At 42.9% G+C, this 17,642-nt stretch carries 14 protein-coding genes; 10 read left to right on the top strand and 4 right to left on the bottom strand.

The annotated features are described in order from the left end of the window. Nucleotides 1–110: 110 nt before the first annotated feature. Nucleotides 111–2,318: an ATP-binding protein gene (locus tag ABWT76_RS27125; protein ID WP_199318026.1), complete on the top strand. Its 2,208-nt coding sequence runs from the start codon at nucleotides 111–113 to the stop codon at nucleotides 2,316–2,318. 262 nt (nucleotides 2,319–2,580) lie between these two features. Here ABWT76_RS27125 and ABWT76_RS27120 read toward each other — a convergent pair whose 3' ends face one another. Further along, a complete protein-coding gene (locus tag ABWT76_RS27120) occupies nucleotides 2,581–2,958 on the bottom strand; it encodes a VOC family protein (protein WP_054466650.1) in 378 nt (125 codons plus the stop codon). Nucleotides 2,959–3,073: 115 nt separating this feature from the next. Here ABWT76_RS27120 and ABWT76_RS27115 point away from each other — a divergent pair, with 115 nt between their 5' ends. The 3 genes from ABWT76_RS27115 to ABWT76_RS27105 all read left to right on the top strand — a co-directional run bounded on the left by ABWT76_RS27115 (nucleotide 3,074) and on the right by ABWT76_RS27105 (nucleotide 6,398). Beyond that, nucleotides 3,074–5,011, top strand: coding sequence for an McrB family protein (locus tag ABWT76_RS27115; RefSeq protein ID WP_054466649.1), 1,938 nt, complete (start codon nucleotides 3,074–3,076; stop codon nucleotides 5,009–5,011). Between the two features lie 98 nt (nucleotides 5,012–5,109). Continuing rightward, nucleotides 5,110–5,688 (top strand): COP23 domain-containing protein, encoded by a 579-nt coding sequence (locus tag ABWT76_RS27110; RefSeq protein WP_054466648.1) that lies wholly within the window; start codon nucleotides 5,110–5,112, stop codon nucleotides 5,686–5,688. 377 nt (nucleotides 5,689–6,065) lie between these two features. Further along, nucleotides 6,066–6,398 (top strand): DUF433 domain-containing protein, encoded by a 333-nt coding sequence (locus ABWT76_RS27105; RefSeq protein ID WP_322096597.1) that lies wholly within the window; start codon nucleotides 6,066–6,068, stop codon nucleotides 6,396–6,398. A gap of 102 nt (nucleotides 6,399–6,500) precedes the next feature. Here ABWT76_RS27105 and pheS read toward each other — a convergent pair whose 3' ends face one another. Beyond that, the gene (pheS, locus tag ABWT76_RS27100; RefSeq protein ID WP_199317365.1) at nucleotides 6,501–7,499 is read right to left on the bottom strand and encodes a phenylalanine--tRNA ligase subunit alpha; all 999 of its coding nucleotides are present in this window, start codon (nucleotides 7,497–7,499) and stop codon (nucleotides 6,501–6,503) included. Nucleotides 7,500–7,824: 325 nt separating this feature from the next. Here pheS and ABWT76_RS27095 point away from each other — a divergent pair, with 325 nt between their 5' ends. From ABWT76_RS27095 to ABWT76_RS27085, 3 genes are all read left to right on the top strand, one after another. After that, a complete protein-coding gene (locus ABWT76_RS27095; RefSeq protein WP_054466645.1) occupies nucleotides 7,825–8,229 on the top strand; it encodes a hypothetical protein in 405 nt (134 codons plus the stop codon). A 2-nt stretch (nucleotides 8,230–8,231) separates the two neighbouring features. Next, nucleotides 8,232–9,035, top strand: coding sequence for a 5'/3'-nucleotidase SurE (gene surE / locus ABWT76_RS27090; RefSeq protein WP_054466704.1), 804 nt, complete (start codon nucleotides 8,232–8,234; stop codon nucleotides 9,033–9,035). 733 nt (nucleotides 9,036–9,768) lie between these two features. Beyond that, nucleotides 9,769–10,167 carry a hypothetical protein gene (locus tag ABWT76_RS27085; protein ID WP_054466644.1) on the top strand — a complete coding sequence of 133 codons (399 nt, stop codon included), beginning with the start codon at nucleotides 9,769–9,771 and terminating at the stop codon, nucleotides 10,165–10,167. A gap of 111 nt (nucleotides 10,168–10,278) precedes the next feature. Here the strand turns inward: ABWT76_RS27085 and ABWT76_RS27080 are convergent, their stop codons facing one another. Further along, on the bottom strand, nucleotides 10,279–11,943 hold the full coding sequence (locus ABWT76_RS27080) for a glycosyltransferase family 39 protein (RefSeq protein ID WP_054466643.1): 1,665 nt from the start codon (nucleotides 11,941–11,943) through the stop codon (nucleotides 10,279–10,281). Nucleotides 11,944–12,407: 464 nt separating this feature from the next. Here ABWT76_RS27080 and ABWT76_RS27075 point away from each other — a divergent pair, with 464 nt between their 5' ends. Both ABWT76_RS27075 and ABWT76_RS27070 read left to right on the top strand, forming a co-directional pair. Further along, on the top strand, nucleotides 12,408–13,931 hold the full coding sequence (locus tag ABWT76_RS27075) for a hypothetical protein (RefSeq protein ID WP_190878649.1): 1,524 nt from the start codon (nucleotides 12,408–12,410) through the stop codon (nucleotides 13,929–13,931). 165 nt (nucleotides 13,932–14,096) lie between these two features. After that, nucleotides 14,097–15,107, top strand: coding sequence for a sensor histidine kinase (locus ABWT76_RS27070; protein ID WP_054466703.1), 1,011 nt, complete (start codon nucleotides 14,097–14,099; stop codon nucleotides 15,105–15,107). A gap of 237 nt (nucleotides 15,108–15,344) precedes the next feature. Here the strand turns inward: ABWT76_RS27070 and ABWT76_RS27065 are convergent, their stop codons facing one another. After that, nucleotides 15,345–16,649 (bottom strand): recombinase family protein, encoded by a 1,305-nt coding sequence (locus ABWT76_RS27065; protein ID WP_354635242.1) that lies wholly within the window; start codon nucleotides 16,647–16,649, stop codon nucleotides 15,345–15,347. 65 nt (nucleotides 16,650–16,714) lie between these two features. Here ABWT76_RS27065 and ABWT76_RS27060 point away from each other — a divergent pair, with 65 nt between their 5' ends. Beyond that, on the top strand, nucleotides 16,715–17,548 hold the full coding sequence (locus ABWT76_RS27060) for a TdeIII family type II restriction endonuclease (RefSeq protein ID WP_354635241.1): 834 nt from the start codon (nucleotides 16,715–16,717) through the stop codon (nucleotides 17,546–17,548). The last annotated feature ends 94 nt before the right edge of the window (nucleotides 17,549–17,642 follow it).

The raw sequence follows: 17,642 nt of genomic DNA, 5'->3' as shown, positions 1-17,642 counted from the left end.
TTAAGTTAAATTGATGCAATTTGGGGATTTAATTTATCAAAAGTACCTAAGCGATGCTTTACCATTCTTCTCATCTATCAACGATGCACTTATTGATTGTGCAGCCGGAGATGTCAGATATACAGTTAATTGTTGATGTTTTAAGAAATGCCCAAAAAGATTTTACTTATGATTTTGCTAATAACCCAGAAACTTGTCGGATTCTTTTAGCGACGGTTCAGTACGACGCGGTGTTATCGGCTTATCAAATGTCAAATTTTACCGGGTTAGATATCTGTAAATGGCAAGAAGAACTGAATCAAGTGATTCCGATGATTTTGATCGCTGGTTCTATCGGAGAAAGCACTGTTGCCCATTGTATAAAATCAGGATTTTCTGATTATATCAATCGCCAGCAGATAGAAAAATTACCAGAAGTTTTGCAGCGATCTCTAGTGGAGTTTGCTTTGCGACGACAGGATAAAATTGCCCTGGAGCATATGCGTTATTCTGCTAAAAGAGAAGCGATTATTAACCAAATTGTCTATGAAATGCGCGGCACTTTAGTCCTGGAAGAAGTGCTGCAAACTACGGTGGATTTATTACATCAAGCATTGAATGTGAGCCGCTGTCTGGTATTTTTGTTGGATCCGCAACATAAACCCCAAGTCCGTTATGCCAGTCACGCTACACCAGACCGAGAGCAAGTGATTGGTAAACATTGCTATTTGCTTGAATATTACCATACAACTCTGAGCCGAGGAAATCCTGTCTTTGTTAGCAATATCGATCAAGCTGATTTACCCCCCAATATTCTCTCGAAAGCCAACGAAGACGGGATTCGAGGTTTTTTGATTGCTCCGTTGTTGAATCAAGAAGTTTATTGGGGAAATATTTGTTTACATCAATGCGATCGCCACCGCGAATGGACTGGAGACGATCTGATTTTGATGAGTACGATTTCTAACCAATGTGCGATCGCGATTCAGCAGGCGAAACTCTTTGAAAAAATTCAACAACAAGCCCAGCAAGAGCAACTTTTGAATGAAATCATTCGAGAAATTAACTCTCAGCTAGATCCCAATTATATTTTATCCCAAATTGTCAGACAAACCGGAGAATATTTTCAAGGCAATCGCGTGGTAATTTTTTCGATGAAAAATCAACGAGTGCAAGTGGTGCATGAATGGCGATCGAGCGAAAACGTTTCGTCTTTATTGGGTTTCCATGCGCCTTTATCAGAATGGAAAGAACCCCTGGGGTATTTTGCGTCACAATCTGGCTATTTTTTGGCGGATTTGAATCAAGAACGAGTGGGCTATGGGTCGAGTTGGGAGCAGCAACTTGATCGAGGAAATATTGTGTCACTCTTGCGAGTACCAATTTATATTCGGGAGGAATTTTTTGGGGCGATTTCCATCCATAGCACCACGAAAAATCGATTTTTTGAACCCGATGAAATTCATCTATTAGAACGGATTGCCGATCAAACCGCGATCGCCCTGTACAATGCCCAAAGCTACGAACGCTTAGAACAACTGGTTAAAAAACGTACCCTAGAACTGGAACAAGAGAAAATTCTTTCAGAGGCTGCCAATCGAACAAAAACTGAATTTCTCAACAATATGAGTCACGAACTCCGCACCCCACTCACGGGTATTTTGGGATTTTCTAATGTTCTCATTCAAGAGTTTTTTGGCCCTCTGAATGAAAAACAAAAACAGTATATTTCTAGCATCACGGAATGTGGAGAACAATTATTAAATTTAATTAATGATTTACTGGATATTTCTAAGCTCGAAGCCAAGGAAGAAAATTTACATCCGCAAGCACTGCTAGTGGAAGAAATTTGTGGGGCTTGTTTATCCTTAATACAAGAACGAGTCAAAAATGAAGGCTTAGAATTACGCAAAGAAATTGCGCCTGATGCTAGGTTTTGTGTGGGAGACAGTCGGAGGATTAAGCAAATTCTGTTTAATCTGTTATCTAATGCCATTAAATTTACCCATGCTGGGTCAGTCACCCTGAAAGTTTGGCAAAATGAAGATAAGATTTGTTTTTCCGTAATTGATACCGGAATTGGCATTCCTGAAGCGGAACAAGCTTTAATATTTGAGCCATTTCACCAACTAGATCAAGGACTTTCTCGGAAATATGAAGGGACGGGTCTGGGATTGGCTTTATCCCAAAAGCTGGCCCAAATGCACGGGGGCGATATCACTTTAGAATCAGAAGTGGGTCGGGGTAGTTGTTTTACGTTTTGGCTGCCTTTAAATCACGATCTGATGCAAACAGAATGCCCAATTAAAGCTTGGGAAAACATCAAATCTGGGGGGTAGGGCCGCCATCGGTGTAGGGCCGCCATCGGTGTAGGGGGAAGAGGAAAGAGGGTGTAGGGCCGCCATCGGTGTAGGGAAGAGTGAATAGTGAATAGTGAATAGTGAATAGTGAATAGTGAATAGTGATATTTATGCATAACTTTTCACTTGTACGGGCGAATGGCCATTCGCCCCTACCACTTTTCACTTCTCCCCCGATGGCGGCCGATGGCGGCCGATGGCGGCCGATGGCGGCCCCAAACAACCACCAACCACCAACCAACTAAAGCTGACTTAATTCAATCACATTGCCATCGGGGTCTTGGACAAATAATGCGGGGCGACCGGATGAACTCATTTGGACGGGATAGTGATGGGCTTCTAGTTGGGTTTTCGCGGCTTGAATATCGGTGACAGCAAAGGCAATATGGCGGTTGCGTCCCCACTGTGTTTTTGTTTCTTGGGAGTTATGGATGGTTCCTTGGTGGGCTTGGGAATCAACCATGAGGTGAATTTGATAGTCGCCAATTTGATACCAGATGCCCGGAAATTTGAGCGATCGCGCCACTTTTTCTAGTCCGAGAATTTCTCCATAAAATTGGGCTGATTTTTCTAAGTCAGTGACTAAAATCGCGGTATGAAGACATTGAGTGATTTGCATATTGGTGAGGAAAGAGGAAAGAGGATAGAGGAAAGAGGATAGAGGGAATTAGGAGCAAAAGTAAAATAATGCAGTATTATAACATAATTGTGTTAGCTTTGTTTCTCAGAAAAATATGAACTCACAAAATCGCACCATTGATTGGCTACTGGCAGGGTGTCCCACTTTTGCGGTGACAATTGTGATTGCTTTACTGTTAGGGCAGAATATGCTTAAATCAGGGGCGATCGCCTTGGCAACTTCGGCGACAAGTGTGGCATCTGCCGCCATTATCAATGGCAGACAAATGACGCGACTGGCTTTATTAGAACAGCAAATTACTGATAATAATAAAGCAGAACAGCTAAGGGCAGAATTGCCCAATTTACAAGCAGAATATCATAAATTATCTGGAAAAACTGAAAAAATTAACTTATTAATCAAAGAAAAGATTAAGGAATTAGAAATAAAACAAGCAAGTTTAGGTCGGGCTAAAGGGCAGTTGGCAGAACTGAATCAAAGAAGCCAAGATATGAAACAGGCGATCGCAGTTATCACAGCCCAAAAACAAGCAATTGAACAGCGGGTTGCTACCTTAGCAAAAAATTATCCCGATTTAGACAAGTTGGAACAATTGCAGGCCAAAATTGCTGAGTTACAATTACAAAAAGCTCAATTACAGGGAGAAATTCAGGGACTTGAAGATAAATTAGCCGCAATGGAATACCAGAAAGTATTGCTCCGTGAACTCGAAGCAAAAATCTTAGACCAGCGGGTAGAATTCGAGCGAGTCACCACCCAAATTCAGCAGTTAGAAGCGCGTAAAAAACAGCAAGAAACTGAGAATGAGAATTTAAGAAATAAGGGCGATCGCTTACGGCAACAGGCGATCGTATATCAAGCTAAACTGAATAAAGTTGAACCGGAAAACGACCCTCTGGAATCCCTGAAACATCCTTTGTGGGCAGAAAATAATTCAAAGTTGCCCGTTGATTTACCAAAAATTATCTCTGAAGAAAAATTTTTACATAATTTTATCCAAGATATTCAAGCCCAAGGTTTTTACTTTCCCGAAAGACTGGTGCGGGCTTTTCATACTTCATTAAAAGTGCAGGGAATTTCCGCCTTAGTTGTTTTATCCGGTATCAGTGGCACGGGTAAAAGTGAATTACCCCAACTCTATGCTAAATATATTGGGGCGCAATTTCTCCTATTAGCAGTACAGCCCCGTTGGGACTCTCCCCAAGACTTGCTGGGCTTTTACAACTATATGGAAAATCAATTTAAACCCACGCCATTAATTCAGGGAATTTATCAATATAATCGATCCCCTGAGTTACAGGATAAAATTGTCTTGGTGTTGCTCGATGAGATGAATTTGGCTAGAGTTGAATATTATTTTAGTGAGTTTTTATCTAAGCTGGAAACTCGCCGTCATCATCCAGCGGAGTTAGAAATTGACTTAGGTAACTGCTTTGGAAAACTGCGATCGGGTGATTTAAAGATTCCTAAACAATTTTTGTTTGTGGGAACCATGAACGAAGATGAAACCACCCAAACTTTATCCGACAAAGTGTTAGACCGTGCCAATGTGATTACCTTTGGGCAACCCCCGAAGTTAGCCTTAATTAATCCGCAAAAAAATATTAATGATTCTAGATTATCGGGATATTTGACTTATGAGCAATTTACTCGGTGGCTGCAAAAACCAGAGGAAAATTCCCCATTGGTTAAGCAGTTAGAAATTTGGCTGAATAAAACCAATCACGTTATGGCAGAGATGGGGCATCCTTTTGCTCATCGGGTGTATCAGTCGATTATTTATTATGTGGTCAACTATCCCGGAATGACGGATGTTAAATCAGATGCGTTTAAATGGGCATTAGCGGATCAGTTTGGTCAGAAGATTTTGCCAAAGTTGCGGGGGTTAGTGATTTCAGATGAGTCAATCCAAGAAAATTTGGATCGATTAGGGGGGATAATTGGTGCGATCGGCGATCCAAATTTAGAAACCGCATTTCAACGCGCTCGTCAAGGTTATCAATTTCAATGGAAGGGGCTGGCTTATCAATAAGCTGATAAGCTGATAATTAGGTTGGGCAAATGCCCAAAATTTGCCCACCAAAGCCGGTAATATAAATACAATCGAGGTCTTTCAGAAAAGATAAGTCTATGAACCGAAATCATTTTATTTCAGGGTTGACATTGGGATTATTGTTAACTGGCTGTCAAGGGGTGCAAGTGCAGAATAATCAAGCCTCGTTTAATGCCATAAATCCTATATCGGCTAAACCGAATGTTCGGTTTATGTGCAGTGAGGGAAAAGATCCAGAAACTCAGCAGAGTTTGCCGACGACTTATGCTTTGATTAATGATAGCAAAAAAGCGATTATTCGTTGGGAAAGCGATCGCTTTGCTAATGCCGGTTGGCAGAGATATAAGCGGTGTACAGAAGTGGCCTCTCGGCTGGAAAAAGTCTACAACAGTAATACATTAAATCTGATCACTACTGGGACGATTAATAGTCAACCTGTGATTTGCACGACTGCGGCGGCGGGGGGCGATTGTCAGGATTTACTGATTACTTTGAAACCAGAAGATGATGGGTTAGGCATTGTTAAAGAATTGGGTGAAATTCTCAATGGTCGCTTGTTAGAAACTGAGAGCAAACCGGATGGTCAAGGGCAAAAAATTTATATGCAGGTTGATGTCGATCGCTTTGCCCAAATTCCCACTTTTCAGGAGGATTGATTGTTTTTTATAGCCGTAGGGTGGGCAATATTTTGCTCACAAAAATGCTCACAAAAACGTTTGTGGATTCCCGCCTTCGCGGGAATGACATCTGGCGAATAGCCGTAGGGTGGGCAATATTTTGCCCACCCTACATTTTGCTCACAAAAACGTTTGTGGATTCCCGCATATAGCGCTGACGCGCATGCTTCGCTAACGCGGGAATGACATCTGGCGAATAGTCGTAGGGTGGGCAAGATTTTGCCCACCCTACATTTTGCTAATACTGGCGATCGCTCTTTATGATATTTGATTATAATATATAGTGAACTATCCAGGTTATTGTTATGGTGCTGTCATCAAATCAACAAACATCAATAATTAGAACAGAGCGAGGTTTGACAATTTCTGGCACTCGCATTACTTTATATGATGTGATGGATTATGTCATAGCCGAATATCCACCCAAGTTTATTCGTGCCATACTCAATCTGACAGATGAGCAAGTGAATGCCGCACTTTCTTATATTGAAAAACATCGCGCTGAGGTGGATGCTGAATATCAACTCGTTGTTAAAGAAACCGAAGAATTGCGCCAATATTATGAAGCACAAAATCGCGATCTGATGGCTAGAATTTCTGCCCAGCCACCGAAACCAGGAATGGAAATTGCTTGGGAAAAACTTCAAGCACAAAAAGCTAAACACCAAGCAGTATTAAACAAGTCGTAGGGTGGGCAAATTTTTGCCCACCCTACATTTTGCTCTATGCATCATCGCGTATTGGTGCGTTACGCTTCGCGCTTTCACACCCTACGAATAGCTACAAATAGCTTAAAATTGCCGCAAAAAGCGCAAATCGCTACTATAAAGTCGCCGAATATCGTCAATTTGGTGGAGAACCATCGCAAAGCGTTCTACCCCAAACCCGGCAGCAAATCCGGTGTAAACTTCTGGGTCATAACCCACGGCTTTAAGCACATTCGGATCCACGGTGCCGCAACCTAAAACCTCTAACCATTTTCCTTTCCACCGCACGTCAACTTCTGCGGAAGGTTCGGTGAAGGGAAAATAACTGGGACGAAACCGGATTTGGACTTCGCCAAAGATTTGATATAAGAATTCTTTTAAGGTGCCTTTGAGGTCTGTAAAGGTTAAGCCTTTGTCGATCGCTAAAATTTCGATTTGATGAAATACGGCGGAGTGGGTAGCATCCACTGTATCCCGACGATAAACCCGTCCGGGGGCGACAATTCGCAAGGGGGGTTGATGTTGTTCCATGTAGCGAATTTGCACCGAGGAGGTATGGGTTCTTAGCAGGTTGCCATCTGGGAGATAGAAAGTGTCCTGCATATCCCGCGCTGGGTGGTCTGGGGGGGTGTTCAGGGCTTCAAAGTTGTAGTAGTCACTTTCCATTTCTGGGCCGGTGGCGACGGTGTAACCTAGTCCGACAAAAATATCTAAAGCCCGGTCAATGACGCCATTCAAAGGATGGATCCGACCTTGGGGACGATACACCCCAGGCATGGTGACATCAAGGGCTTCCGCTGCTAGTTGCGCTTGAATTTGGGCGGTTTGCAGGGCTTGTCGCCGGTTGTCCAGTTGGGTTTGCAGGGCTTCTTTGACTTCGTTGGCTAAAGCGCCAATGCGGGGCCGATCGCCTGGGTCGAGTTTACCCATTGCCCGGAGAATTTGCGAGAGTTCGCCTTTTTTGCCTAGGTAGTTGACTCGCAGTTGTTCCAGTTGCTCCAAGCTTTCCGCAGAGGCGATCGCCCCGGTAGCATTTTGGTTAAGCCCCTGTAGTTGGCTTTCTATAGGATTAAGTTCAGTCATAATTCAGCTTTTTTCAGATTTTTCAGGGTAATGGGTATGCTTTTAGTTTAACAATTCTTGATGAGTAATTTGTGATAGGATTCATCACTTCAAAGAAATGAAGCATCTCATCAGTAGATGTGGCACAATGAGATTGGCCTGATTCAAGACTCCTGTGAGTTGCCCGCAGAATGATATCATTTCTGCTCTCAGAAAATCTAGCCTAATTTTTCCGGTGATTCAACTGATTCAACGTGATTGCTTCAAGAAAGTTTTTTTGAGCGAAAAACTTTCTGGGGCAAAATCCTGTATTTCCTGTTTTAATTTGGCGTTTTCTTCTTTTTAAATGACAATTGTATTAAGTTTTCAAGAAATTGCTCAATGGCGTTCTCAGCTATTTGCTTATACAGACGCCTTGCAAGCCCTGGATGAGATTGAAAATTGCGATGGGGATTTGGAAGATGCGGCCATTGGTTTGGCGATTCGCGTTGGCCAAGAACCTACGACTTCGGAAGGCTGGTTAGAAGGATTGGCCAAAAGATATCGATCCGTGATTTGTGCCAAAGGGGTCAAAAATAACCTACTGACTGATAATTGGGCAGAGGGTCTGGGGGAATTATTAAAAGCAAATATTTGTCCGCCGATTTTGGTGACTCCAGTGCTGATTTATGTCTGGAAAACTGGGGTGGAAAATTTTTGTGAACCCTTGGCATATCAAATTAATCGAGACGATTCATCGCAAATGAACTGATGATGAAAATTTTAATTAGTAATGATGATGGGATTTTTGCCCCCGGAGTTCGGTCGCTGACTCAGGCGATCGCCCACGCGGGTCATCAAGTCACCGTGGTTTGCCCCGACCAAGAGCGATCGGCTACGGGACATGGCATCACCATGAATCACCCGATTCGCGCTGAAGAGATTCACTCCGTATTCGATCCGGGGGTGAATGCTTGGGCTTGTTCCGGGACTCCCGCTGATTGCGTCAAGTTGGCAATCTGGGCATTGTTGGACAGTCCCCCAGATTTAGTAATCTCTGGGATTAACCAAGGGCAGAATTTAGGTACGGATTTACTCTATTCCGGGACAGTTTCGGCGGCGATGGAAGGACTCCTAGAAGGCATTCCCAGTATTGCCATTTCTTTGGCTAGTTATACGTCGAAAAACTTTGCGCCCGCTGCGGAGTTTGCTACCCAGTTGGTGCAGCAATTAGCAGATCAGCCTTTGCCGTCGCCGATGCTGTTGAATGTGAATGTGCCGGATCTGCCCCTAGAGGCGATCGCTGGGGTAATTTTCACCCGACAGGGGGTGCGGCGATATGAAGATATCTTTCAAAAGCGCGTCGATCCGCGAGGAAGAACTTATTATTGGTTAGCAGGGGAAGAAATCAAAGATGTGGAACAAACCCCGGATCCTCAACTTGGGTCAGAGATTCTGACAGATGTGCAGGGAATTCGGCAAAACTATATTACGATCACCCCTTTGCAATATAACTTAACTTTTCGAGAGGGATTACTTAGTCCTCCTGCATGGAATTTCCCTGTAGGAATCTTGTAGAAACCTGATGGCTTACAGAAAAAGATTGATTTGATCCGGGAAATTCGGGTGAAAAACCCGGTTTCTTACCGGAGATCGGTCAATCGAGTTCTATGAATGTCTCCTGACAGCTAGCTACAGGGAAAAAATCAAAATAAACCAAAATCTTGACCTAAAATTATATTGTCAATTAACAATTGATTATTTATAATAGATTTAGCGGTCAATAGATAGATAAATTGCTTGAGGCTTAGGACATAAGGATGACTGATTTTAGGTTGGGAGCGGTTGTATGCCACCTAGTCCTAGCGATCGCGTCTAGATAGCATCTAAGTTTTCTAAATTTTAGATGGGCATTTAGATGGGAGGAAATCCTGAAACTACACAAGCATAAAAACAATAGTTCACCCAACGCTCTTATGGCAGTACAATAAAAGTAACCATAGAAAATTATCTTAAATACCGGCACTTTATTTCGGCAATTGGACTTTTACGCTTGGCCAATTCATCAGGGATTGCTGACAAAAGGAAACGCTCCTAGGGATAAAAAATTGCCCCAGAGGAGAATGCTGCTAAAAAGTAACAATATGGTGCTGGCTCAGTTAAAAAAATACTGGTCAACGCAATAGTAAACCAATAGTAAACCCAATAGTAAACATTTAGTGGCGCTGCCGGATTCGGCAAAATTATGCCAGGAATAAGTGACAAAAACGCATCCGTTCATTGAGAGGAAAGGGAAATCGGGAAAGTAAGTATGAACGCTCATACCTTTGATAGTCATTCTGTTGTTTGCCCCATTTGCCATCGGACAGGCCCAATCCATCCAGGTCAGATGCTTGGCGGACTCTACACTTGTCCCCACTGTCAGGCCCGTTTAGTGATTAGTTTGAGTGGTCATTATGTCCGAGATCCGTTTACCTTCCGACAGGCGCCCGTTGAACAACTGCTGCGGCGCCAGAGTCGTCCTTGGGCAAGAATTTTACGGGATGTGGGCTTGACCAAACCCGTGTCGTTGATGGCTTTGTTGGTATCGGCAGTGGTCGCTGGGGTGACTTTGGCAGTGATTCAAGGCTGGAGTTTTGAGCGTGACCCGGTGCCTGATGCCTTGGAAGCGCCCCATGAGACGATTTCGTCCGTGGAGGATTCTTTGTAATCGGCATATCGCCAAATATCGCCAAGTATCGCCTGATATCGCCTGATATCGCCTGATATGGCCAAATATCGCCTGATCGGGAGTTACGGATGATTTCCAGAAGATTTCGGGCTAATTTTTCTTGACTATAGGCGATCGCGTCACTAGGTGCCAGTTGTTAAAGGTATCCAGTGATTTTATTTGTTTGAGTTTCAAACGCTTCAGGCTGTCTGAATCGATTAAAAAATAAGCCGATGGATCTTGTTTCCAATGTTTTCTCAGTTGTTCAAAGGTCGCGGGGATGACTTGGCGATCGCTGTAGAAATTTAGGGAAGGTCGATGGTTCGGGTGTGAGGTAAAGATCGCGGTTTCCGAGGGCGTGTGTTGTCGAATCATTTCGGCGACAGGTTTCACGGGGTAGTCTTCGCCTAGTTCCCACAGCCAGTAAGGAGTGACAAAGAATAAGCATAAGGAAACATACATTCCCCAAAATAAGATAATCACGAATTGTCGATCTTGGCGGCTGAGTAATATGGCGCTGGTGGTCATGGTTAAGCCAACTGCAATCAGAGTTAAGGCTAAGATTCGTTCTTCTGCGGTAGCCCAGAAGCCATAGTACAGACTCGCCCCCCAAGCAGCGATCGCCAACAGGGATAAGAGAATCACATAAATTCGGCAAGAACGAGTCAACCATCCTTCAGAACTAACTGAAGACCCAAGCGACCAGGTACAACCGAGTAATTTTTGCCAAATTTCAAACAGTTGTGCCCCACACGCGAGGGCGATCGCTGGGTAAAGGGGCAAGACATACCAGGGTAATTTGGTGCTCATTATGGAGATGGACAATAAATAACCCGCAGTCCAAACTAGGATTAATTTTGCCCAACCCATTCCGGGATTTTTCCAGGCTAATCCTAGTCCTCCCGGCCAAAACATCACCCAAGGCCAACTATATTTCACTATTTCTAGGAAGTAATACCAGAATGGTCCGCTGTTTTCTTCCACAGGTTGCACAATTCTCTGGAAAGATTGGCCGAAAAAATGACTCTGAATAAATGTTTCGCCATAATACAGTCCTTGAGCAATGTACCAACCTACTGCCGGGGCTATGCCCAAGACTATGCCAGTCCAGAGATAGCCAGAACTGAGTAAGCGCGGGGTATCCCAAATCAGAAAGACGCCGGCGATCGCCCCTAGGAGAATGCCTAAGATGCCCTTGGTTAAGCAAATCAGTCCTAAGCCAATGCCCACCCCCAAGCCCCAACGCAAATCTCGGCGCGATCGCAGCAAACACCACACCATCAATAAGAAAAAACATAACACTGCCCCATCCAACATGGCCAAGCGGCCATAACGGACTACGGGCAACAAGGTCAGATAAGCAAATGCCGCGAAAATGGCCGGCCCGCGCCAAATAAAAATCTCCCGGCCAATTCCATATAATAGGGGGACGGACAAAGCCGAAAGCATCGCCCCCGGAAGCCTGGTACTCCATTCACTCACCCCAAACCAGTGATAGCTGAGGGCAATCAGCAAATGCACCAAGGGCGGTTTATTATAATAGGGCTGGGAATGCAGGGTGGGATGCAGCCAATTAAAATCACCCCGATACATTTCTCTGGCTACGGTGGCAACAATCCCTTCATCCCAATCCCGCAAGGCCACATCCCCTAAATTCATCTGATAAAGTAAGATGGCACTCACAAGTAGCCCCAAGACCCAAAGCTGTTCGATCCAATGGTCGGCCAGACGACCCTTGTCACCGGAGTCATCTAACCGAAAAATTTCTCTGTACATTATTTTGATGTTTTAGTTGTTTGAGTAACTTTGAAGTCACCGGGAAAAATCAACTATCAGATACTATCTCTAGGATAAGAGGGCGATCGTCGATCTCCTCCGCGTCAGGGATCAAACCCTGTATCATCATTGTAAATTCCCCGTTTCCTCTTACGGACGTTTGGGCAGAAAATCCGATCCCTGATTTCATGCCCCAGACCTCTCGGTTCACCCTCCCTTGCGTCTTGGTCAGGACTTACGCATGAACGCTATCCGTAGGGTGTTGTTCCGAGGCGGTGACACACCAATACCCCGTATATAGATTATTTGCGTAAGTCCTATTGGTGTCTGATTTGAAGATGAAAATTTCTGGTAAAGATGACATCATCTCTTCAAGAATGGCTTATAGTGGCTGATATTTACGCAAAACCAATCAAGAAGCGTCTCAAGAAGCATCTGTCAACCCTAGAATTGGAGTTTGTTCTATGAGTCTACCGTTTATTTTAGATGTTGCCATTGGCTTAATTTTTATTTACCTGATTCTCAGCTTGTTGGCTTCAGAAATTCAGGGACTTCTTTCTACATTACTTCAGTGGCGGGCAGAACATGTCAAGCAATCAATTGAAGTGCTGCTTTCCGGCAGTCAAGAAACAACCAAAGCCTCAGAAACTCGTGCGATCGCCGATACCCTATATTCTCATCCCTTAATCAGAAACCTCAACCAAGAAGCCAAAAGCGGATGGGCTAAAGCTGTTCGTCAATTTAGTAACCTGCTGATTACTAAAATGCAAACCATGACTAAATCAAGCAATGTTTTTGGTAAAGATATCATTACTCAAGAAGAAAGAAAAAGTGGTCCATCTTACATCCCCCCGGAAACTTTTGCCACTTCCATCATGGAAACATTAAAAATTCCCGAATTAAATCGGATGTTAATCGTGAAAAAAGTGGAAGAATTTGAGAAAAAAATCTTAGATGAGATTATTAAAGAAAACTTACTGAATTATTCTCGTTTAAGTGAACAAAATAAGCAGCTAGTCGAAACAGAACTAGAAAATTTATGGCAAGAGTGGAATCACGCAATTGATGATTTAAAAGCGGAAAAATTAAGCTTGCAAATGTGCATTTACAGGTTCGCGACCAAAATCGGATCCTTTGCGGAAGAATGTCAAGAACGATTATCCCTCCAAGAACCAGGAGTTCACGAATTTATCGGCCAACTTTCCAAACTCAGAAAAGACTATTTTGGCAGTGATATTCGCCGTCAGTTATTGATGACTGAACTCAAACCAAAAATGACGGATGTGATTGCGGAAGTTCGCCAAGGGGGAGAAATGTATGCGAAAATTCAAGAATATATTGGAGATCAAAATAGTCCCGCGTATAAAACCGTTCATGCGGTCTATAGTAATTTACCAGATTCAGTGAAAGAAAGTTTAACTTCACTGGCTAAAAAAATTGACGAAAAAGGCAGTCAAACTGAGAATGAATTACGTCAACTAGAAAAAGAAATTGAACAGTGGTTTGATCGCTCCATGCAACGGGCATCGGGAGTTTACAAGCGAAATTCTAAAGGGGTAGCGATTTTAATTGGTTTCCTGGTAGCGGTTGGGGCTAATGCGGATACTTTATATATGGTGAATAGCTTATCGAGTAATTCAGTCTTACGCAGTACCATTAGTCTGAGTGCTGAACGATTAGTGGAAAACTCTTTTCCGACTACGATGACATCTCCCCCAGAAGATAAATTTGACCAGGTGAAAAATGAGGTTAGAGATGCTTTGGAAGATGTTTCGCTACCAGTAGGTTGGAATCAATATAATCTAGCCGGTCAAGCCAAACAAGAATTGAGTTTTGGCCCGGTAAAATTGCCCTTTATTCATCGAGTTATCGGTTGGTTGATTAGTGGAATCGCCATTTCAATGGGGTCATCTTTTTGGTTTGATTTACTGGGCAAAGTGATCGATCTGAAAAATATGGGTGGCAAGAAGTCTTCGGACTCAAGGTGATATAGATTAATCGCCTTTGCTCTTTTGGGTGGGCTTTTGCCCACCCAACGGCCACCCAACGGCCACCCAACGGCCACCCAACAGCCACCCAACGGCCACCCAACATATAAAGTGGTTGGGTAAGTTTTCATTAAGTAAAGCAATCTAATGAATCGAGCAGTTAATATGGAACGTTCTTGTTTAGATGAACTGTCGGAGGTTTTAACTGGAGAAAACCGGGCAGTGTTAGAAAAAGTGATTAAGTTGGTTGAAGATTTGGAACAGTCGAAGGCGGCATTAATGCAAAAATGCCAGCAAAATGAGTCAGAGTTAGAACGGCTGAAATCCAATATGTTGCAGATGGAAAAAATGGCTATGTTAGGGCAGATGGTTTCTGGGATTGCCCATGAAATTAATAATCCGATTAACTTTATTTACGGCAACTTACCTTATGTAGAAGAGCACGTTGGGGATTTGTTTGAGGTATTAGAAACCTACGAAGAAGCTTATCCAGATAAAGTCGAAGATGTGGAAAATATTTTAGAGGATATCGACCTAGAATATATTCAGGAAGATTTACCCCGGATTGTCAAGTCGCTGAAAACGGGTTCGGAAAGAATTCGTGATTTGGTGATTAATCTCCGCAATTTCTATCGCCGGGATGAAGCGACGATGAAACCTGGGAATTTACATGAAGGGATTGAGAGTACCTTGGTTCTTTTAAATAACCGTTATAAACAAGATATTGAGGTGATTAAAGATTTTGGCAAGATTCCAGAGGTGGAATGCCATATTAATCAGATGAATCAGGTGTTTATGAATCTGATTAGTAATGCTATTGACTGTCTTTTAGCCCAGAAAGAGGCGGAAAAAGAAGCAGAATCAGAGTCAGAAGCAAAGGAAGTCATAAAGCCTTCTGGGAAGAAAAGAAAAATTGCGATCGCGACTAAATGTTTGAACTCTAACCGCGTGGCTATTTCTATTACTGATAATGGCCCAGGAATGCCTGATGAAATTAAAAATCGGGTGTTTGAGCCTTTTTTTACTACTAAAGCGATTGGGGTGGGGACAGGTTTGGGCTTATCAATTTCTCGCGAAATTGTGGAAAAGACTCATCATGGTTCTCTTTCTTGTGTTTCCACTTTTGGCGAAGGGTCTACTTTTACCATCGAGTTGCCGATCGCCCAACCCAAGTAAGCATAGTTTAGTTGTCATTCTTGTATGGTGGGCAAAATTGCTTTGGTTCATTCGATAAAGTCAAAAATTTATTTTTGCCCACCCTACGAAATAATGGTGGGCAAAATTGCTTTGGTTTATTCGATAAATTCAAAAGTTGATTTTTGCCCACCCTACGAAATACTAAGATGGATTCCCGCATTCGCGGGAATGACAGAGTTTTGTAGATAATCAGCGAATACACGGATTTGATATAACTTACTCAAAAATAAAGCAGATTCGCAGTTGCCAGGAGGTATCTTGACGGTCTATTTGAATTTGGCGAATGAATTCCCGGAAGTAAAATCGGCGTTCTGATTCCGTCAGGTCTAACCAAAATTGCGGGAAAGAAACCGCTTGGGCTGTTTCTCGGAGATTGACGGGGGGTAATTCAGCGAGTTGGCGTTGCAGTTGGGAGATTTCTGTGCGGAGTTTGTAAGCCCGCAGTTGCCTGGTTTCTTCGTCTAGAATATGCCGATCGCATAGTTCTTGAAGCTGATCGAGAATTTGTTCTTTTTCGGCGATCGCAGCGGTAATATTTTGTTTAATGGTACTGTCAGGGCTTTGCAGTTTCGCCACTGCTGTGGGTAAGTCCTGGCAAATTTGGTCAATGGTTTTTTGCAATATTTCGTTATAGGCGATCGCTTTACATTTTGGTTTTTGGGGGCAGTGGGGGGAACGTAAATATAGATATTCGCGATCGCGACGATAAGTGCTGACATGGGTGACGGTCATGGTGGCTTGACATTGCCCACAGACCACTAAACCGGATAAAGACCGAGAACAACTAGCGGTTCTGGGGGGCAGTTGTTGGTTGCGACGCAAGAGGCGATCGATTTGGGCGGCTTCTTGACGAGAAATAATCGGGATGTGAGTGTTGGCAATCACTTCGCCATTTTTATAGGCTAAATCCCCACGGTAAACCGGATTAGTCAGCCAGCGTCGTCCTGTGGTGACGGAAATTTTCTTGTTATATTTTTGGGCGAGATAGCGGACAGCCCCGCGTAAGGATCCGTAAAGCAGGAAATGTTCAAAAAATTCTTTAATTACTGGGGCTGCCGCGCGATCGAGGGCGTAGCGGTCTTTGCCCCGACGATAGCCAAATGGGGCTTTACCCGGAGGAGGTAGGGCGTTGATGCGATTACGCGCATGACCTTTGCGAATTTGCCGACTATGCTGGGTGGTTTGAATTTGCGCCAGCAGTTGAATTAAGTCTGCACGTTGGGTGAGAGACTGAGATAATTCTGGAATCGATCCAGGGGTTTCGATCGCGACAATTTCTGTCCCCAGGGTTTCTAGTTGATGAATGCGATCGCTTATTTCCGCGATCGAATCCCCTAATTCTTCTAAGCGGTGAATTAATAAATAATCAGCGGGTTCCTCGGTACAGTCGGTAAACAGTTGTTCCAATTGAGTGCGATCGCTTAAATCTTGATACACGCGATCGACCTCCCAGCCCCAGCTATTCGGATCTGGCATTGGTTCTAACAGCGGATCGCTGTACAAATATGCGATAATTTTCATGTTCTACTGTTCATCTTCTGACTTCAAGTACATTTTATTCACTATACTCAAGATAGATCAATAATATGAATCATCAACTCAAGCAAGAACTCAAACAAGAAATCAAGGAAACTTTAAAAACTGCGATCCGCCGTTTCTTTGAGAGAAAACAAAAAAAATTGCCGATAAAAAATGCGACATCTCAAACGTCTAATATCTTAGATATCCTTTTTCCCAAGGAAAGACGCATCCGATTATTGATAGGCGGTTTAGAAACCAGCATGGGGACTGTCTGGGAAGCAATCGCTGTGAAATTAGCTCAAAATAATGGATTTAGTATTATATCTGATAAAATTTTGATGCCCAGCCCATTTCCCGAAGAACTCGCAAAAACTTTAGAAAACTTAATTTCTACTAGAATTAACAGAAAAACTTTTATCTCTACAGAAGACTGTATTACTCAGCTAAAAGAAGTCGCGCAAAAAATAGATAGTGATCGCATAACTTTTGTCAAGCCACCATCAGGTCATGGAGTTGATCTGTATCTTAAGAAAAACAATACTGAATATCTTTTTGACCTAAAATCTCCTCAACCTAATAAAGGAGATTTCCCAAGATATACTAGGCAATTATTAGAATGGTATGCTTATAAATTAGCCCAAAATCCTTCTTTACAATTAGAAGCACGCATTGCTTTTATTTTTAATCCTTTTGACAAAAGTTGGTATGAAGAACAAAAATATAAAATTTCTACTTGTTTAGATATTAATCGTGATATTTATGTGGAAAATGAATTTTGGGATTTTTGCTCTGGTCAACAAAACACTTGGCAAGCTTTAGAAACTCTATTCTACGAACTTAAAGCCGAAAACTTTGATCAAGAATTTGAAGATATTTTCTATCAAAGTACAACGGAATAAAAGTAATATAACTCTGGTAAAATACTGGATTGATTCCCCCAAGCCCCCTTTTTAGGGGGCTTTTGAGAATTTAGCGATAAGTCTAAGATTGACT

Origin of the sequence: Planktothricoides raciborskii GIHE-MW2 (genome assembly GCF_040564635.1) — a bacterium.
Lineage (GTDB): Bacteria > Cyanobacteriota > Cyanobacteriia > Cyanobacteriales > Laspinemataceae > Planktothricoides > Planktothricoides raciborskii.
The sequence above is the reverse complement of the archived record's forward strand: the minus strand, read 5'-3'. Positions and strand labels throughout refer to the sequence as shown.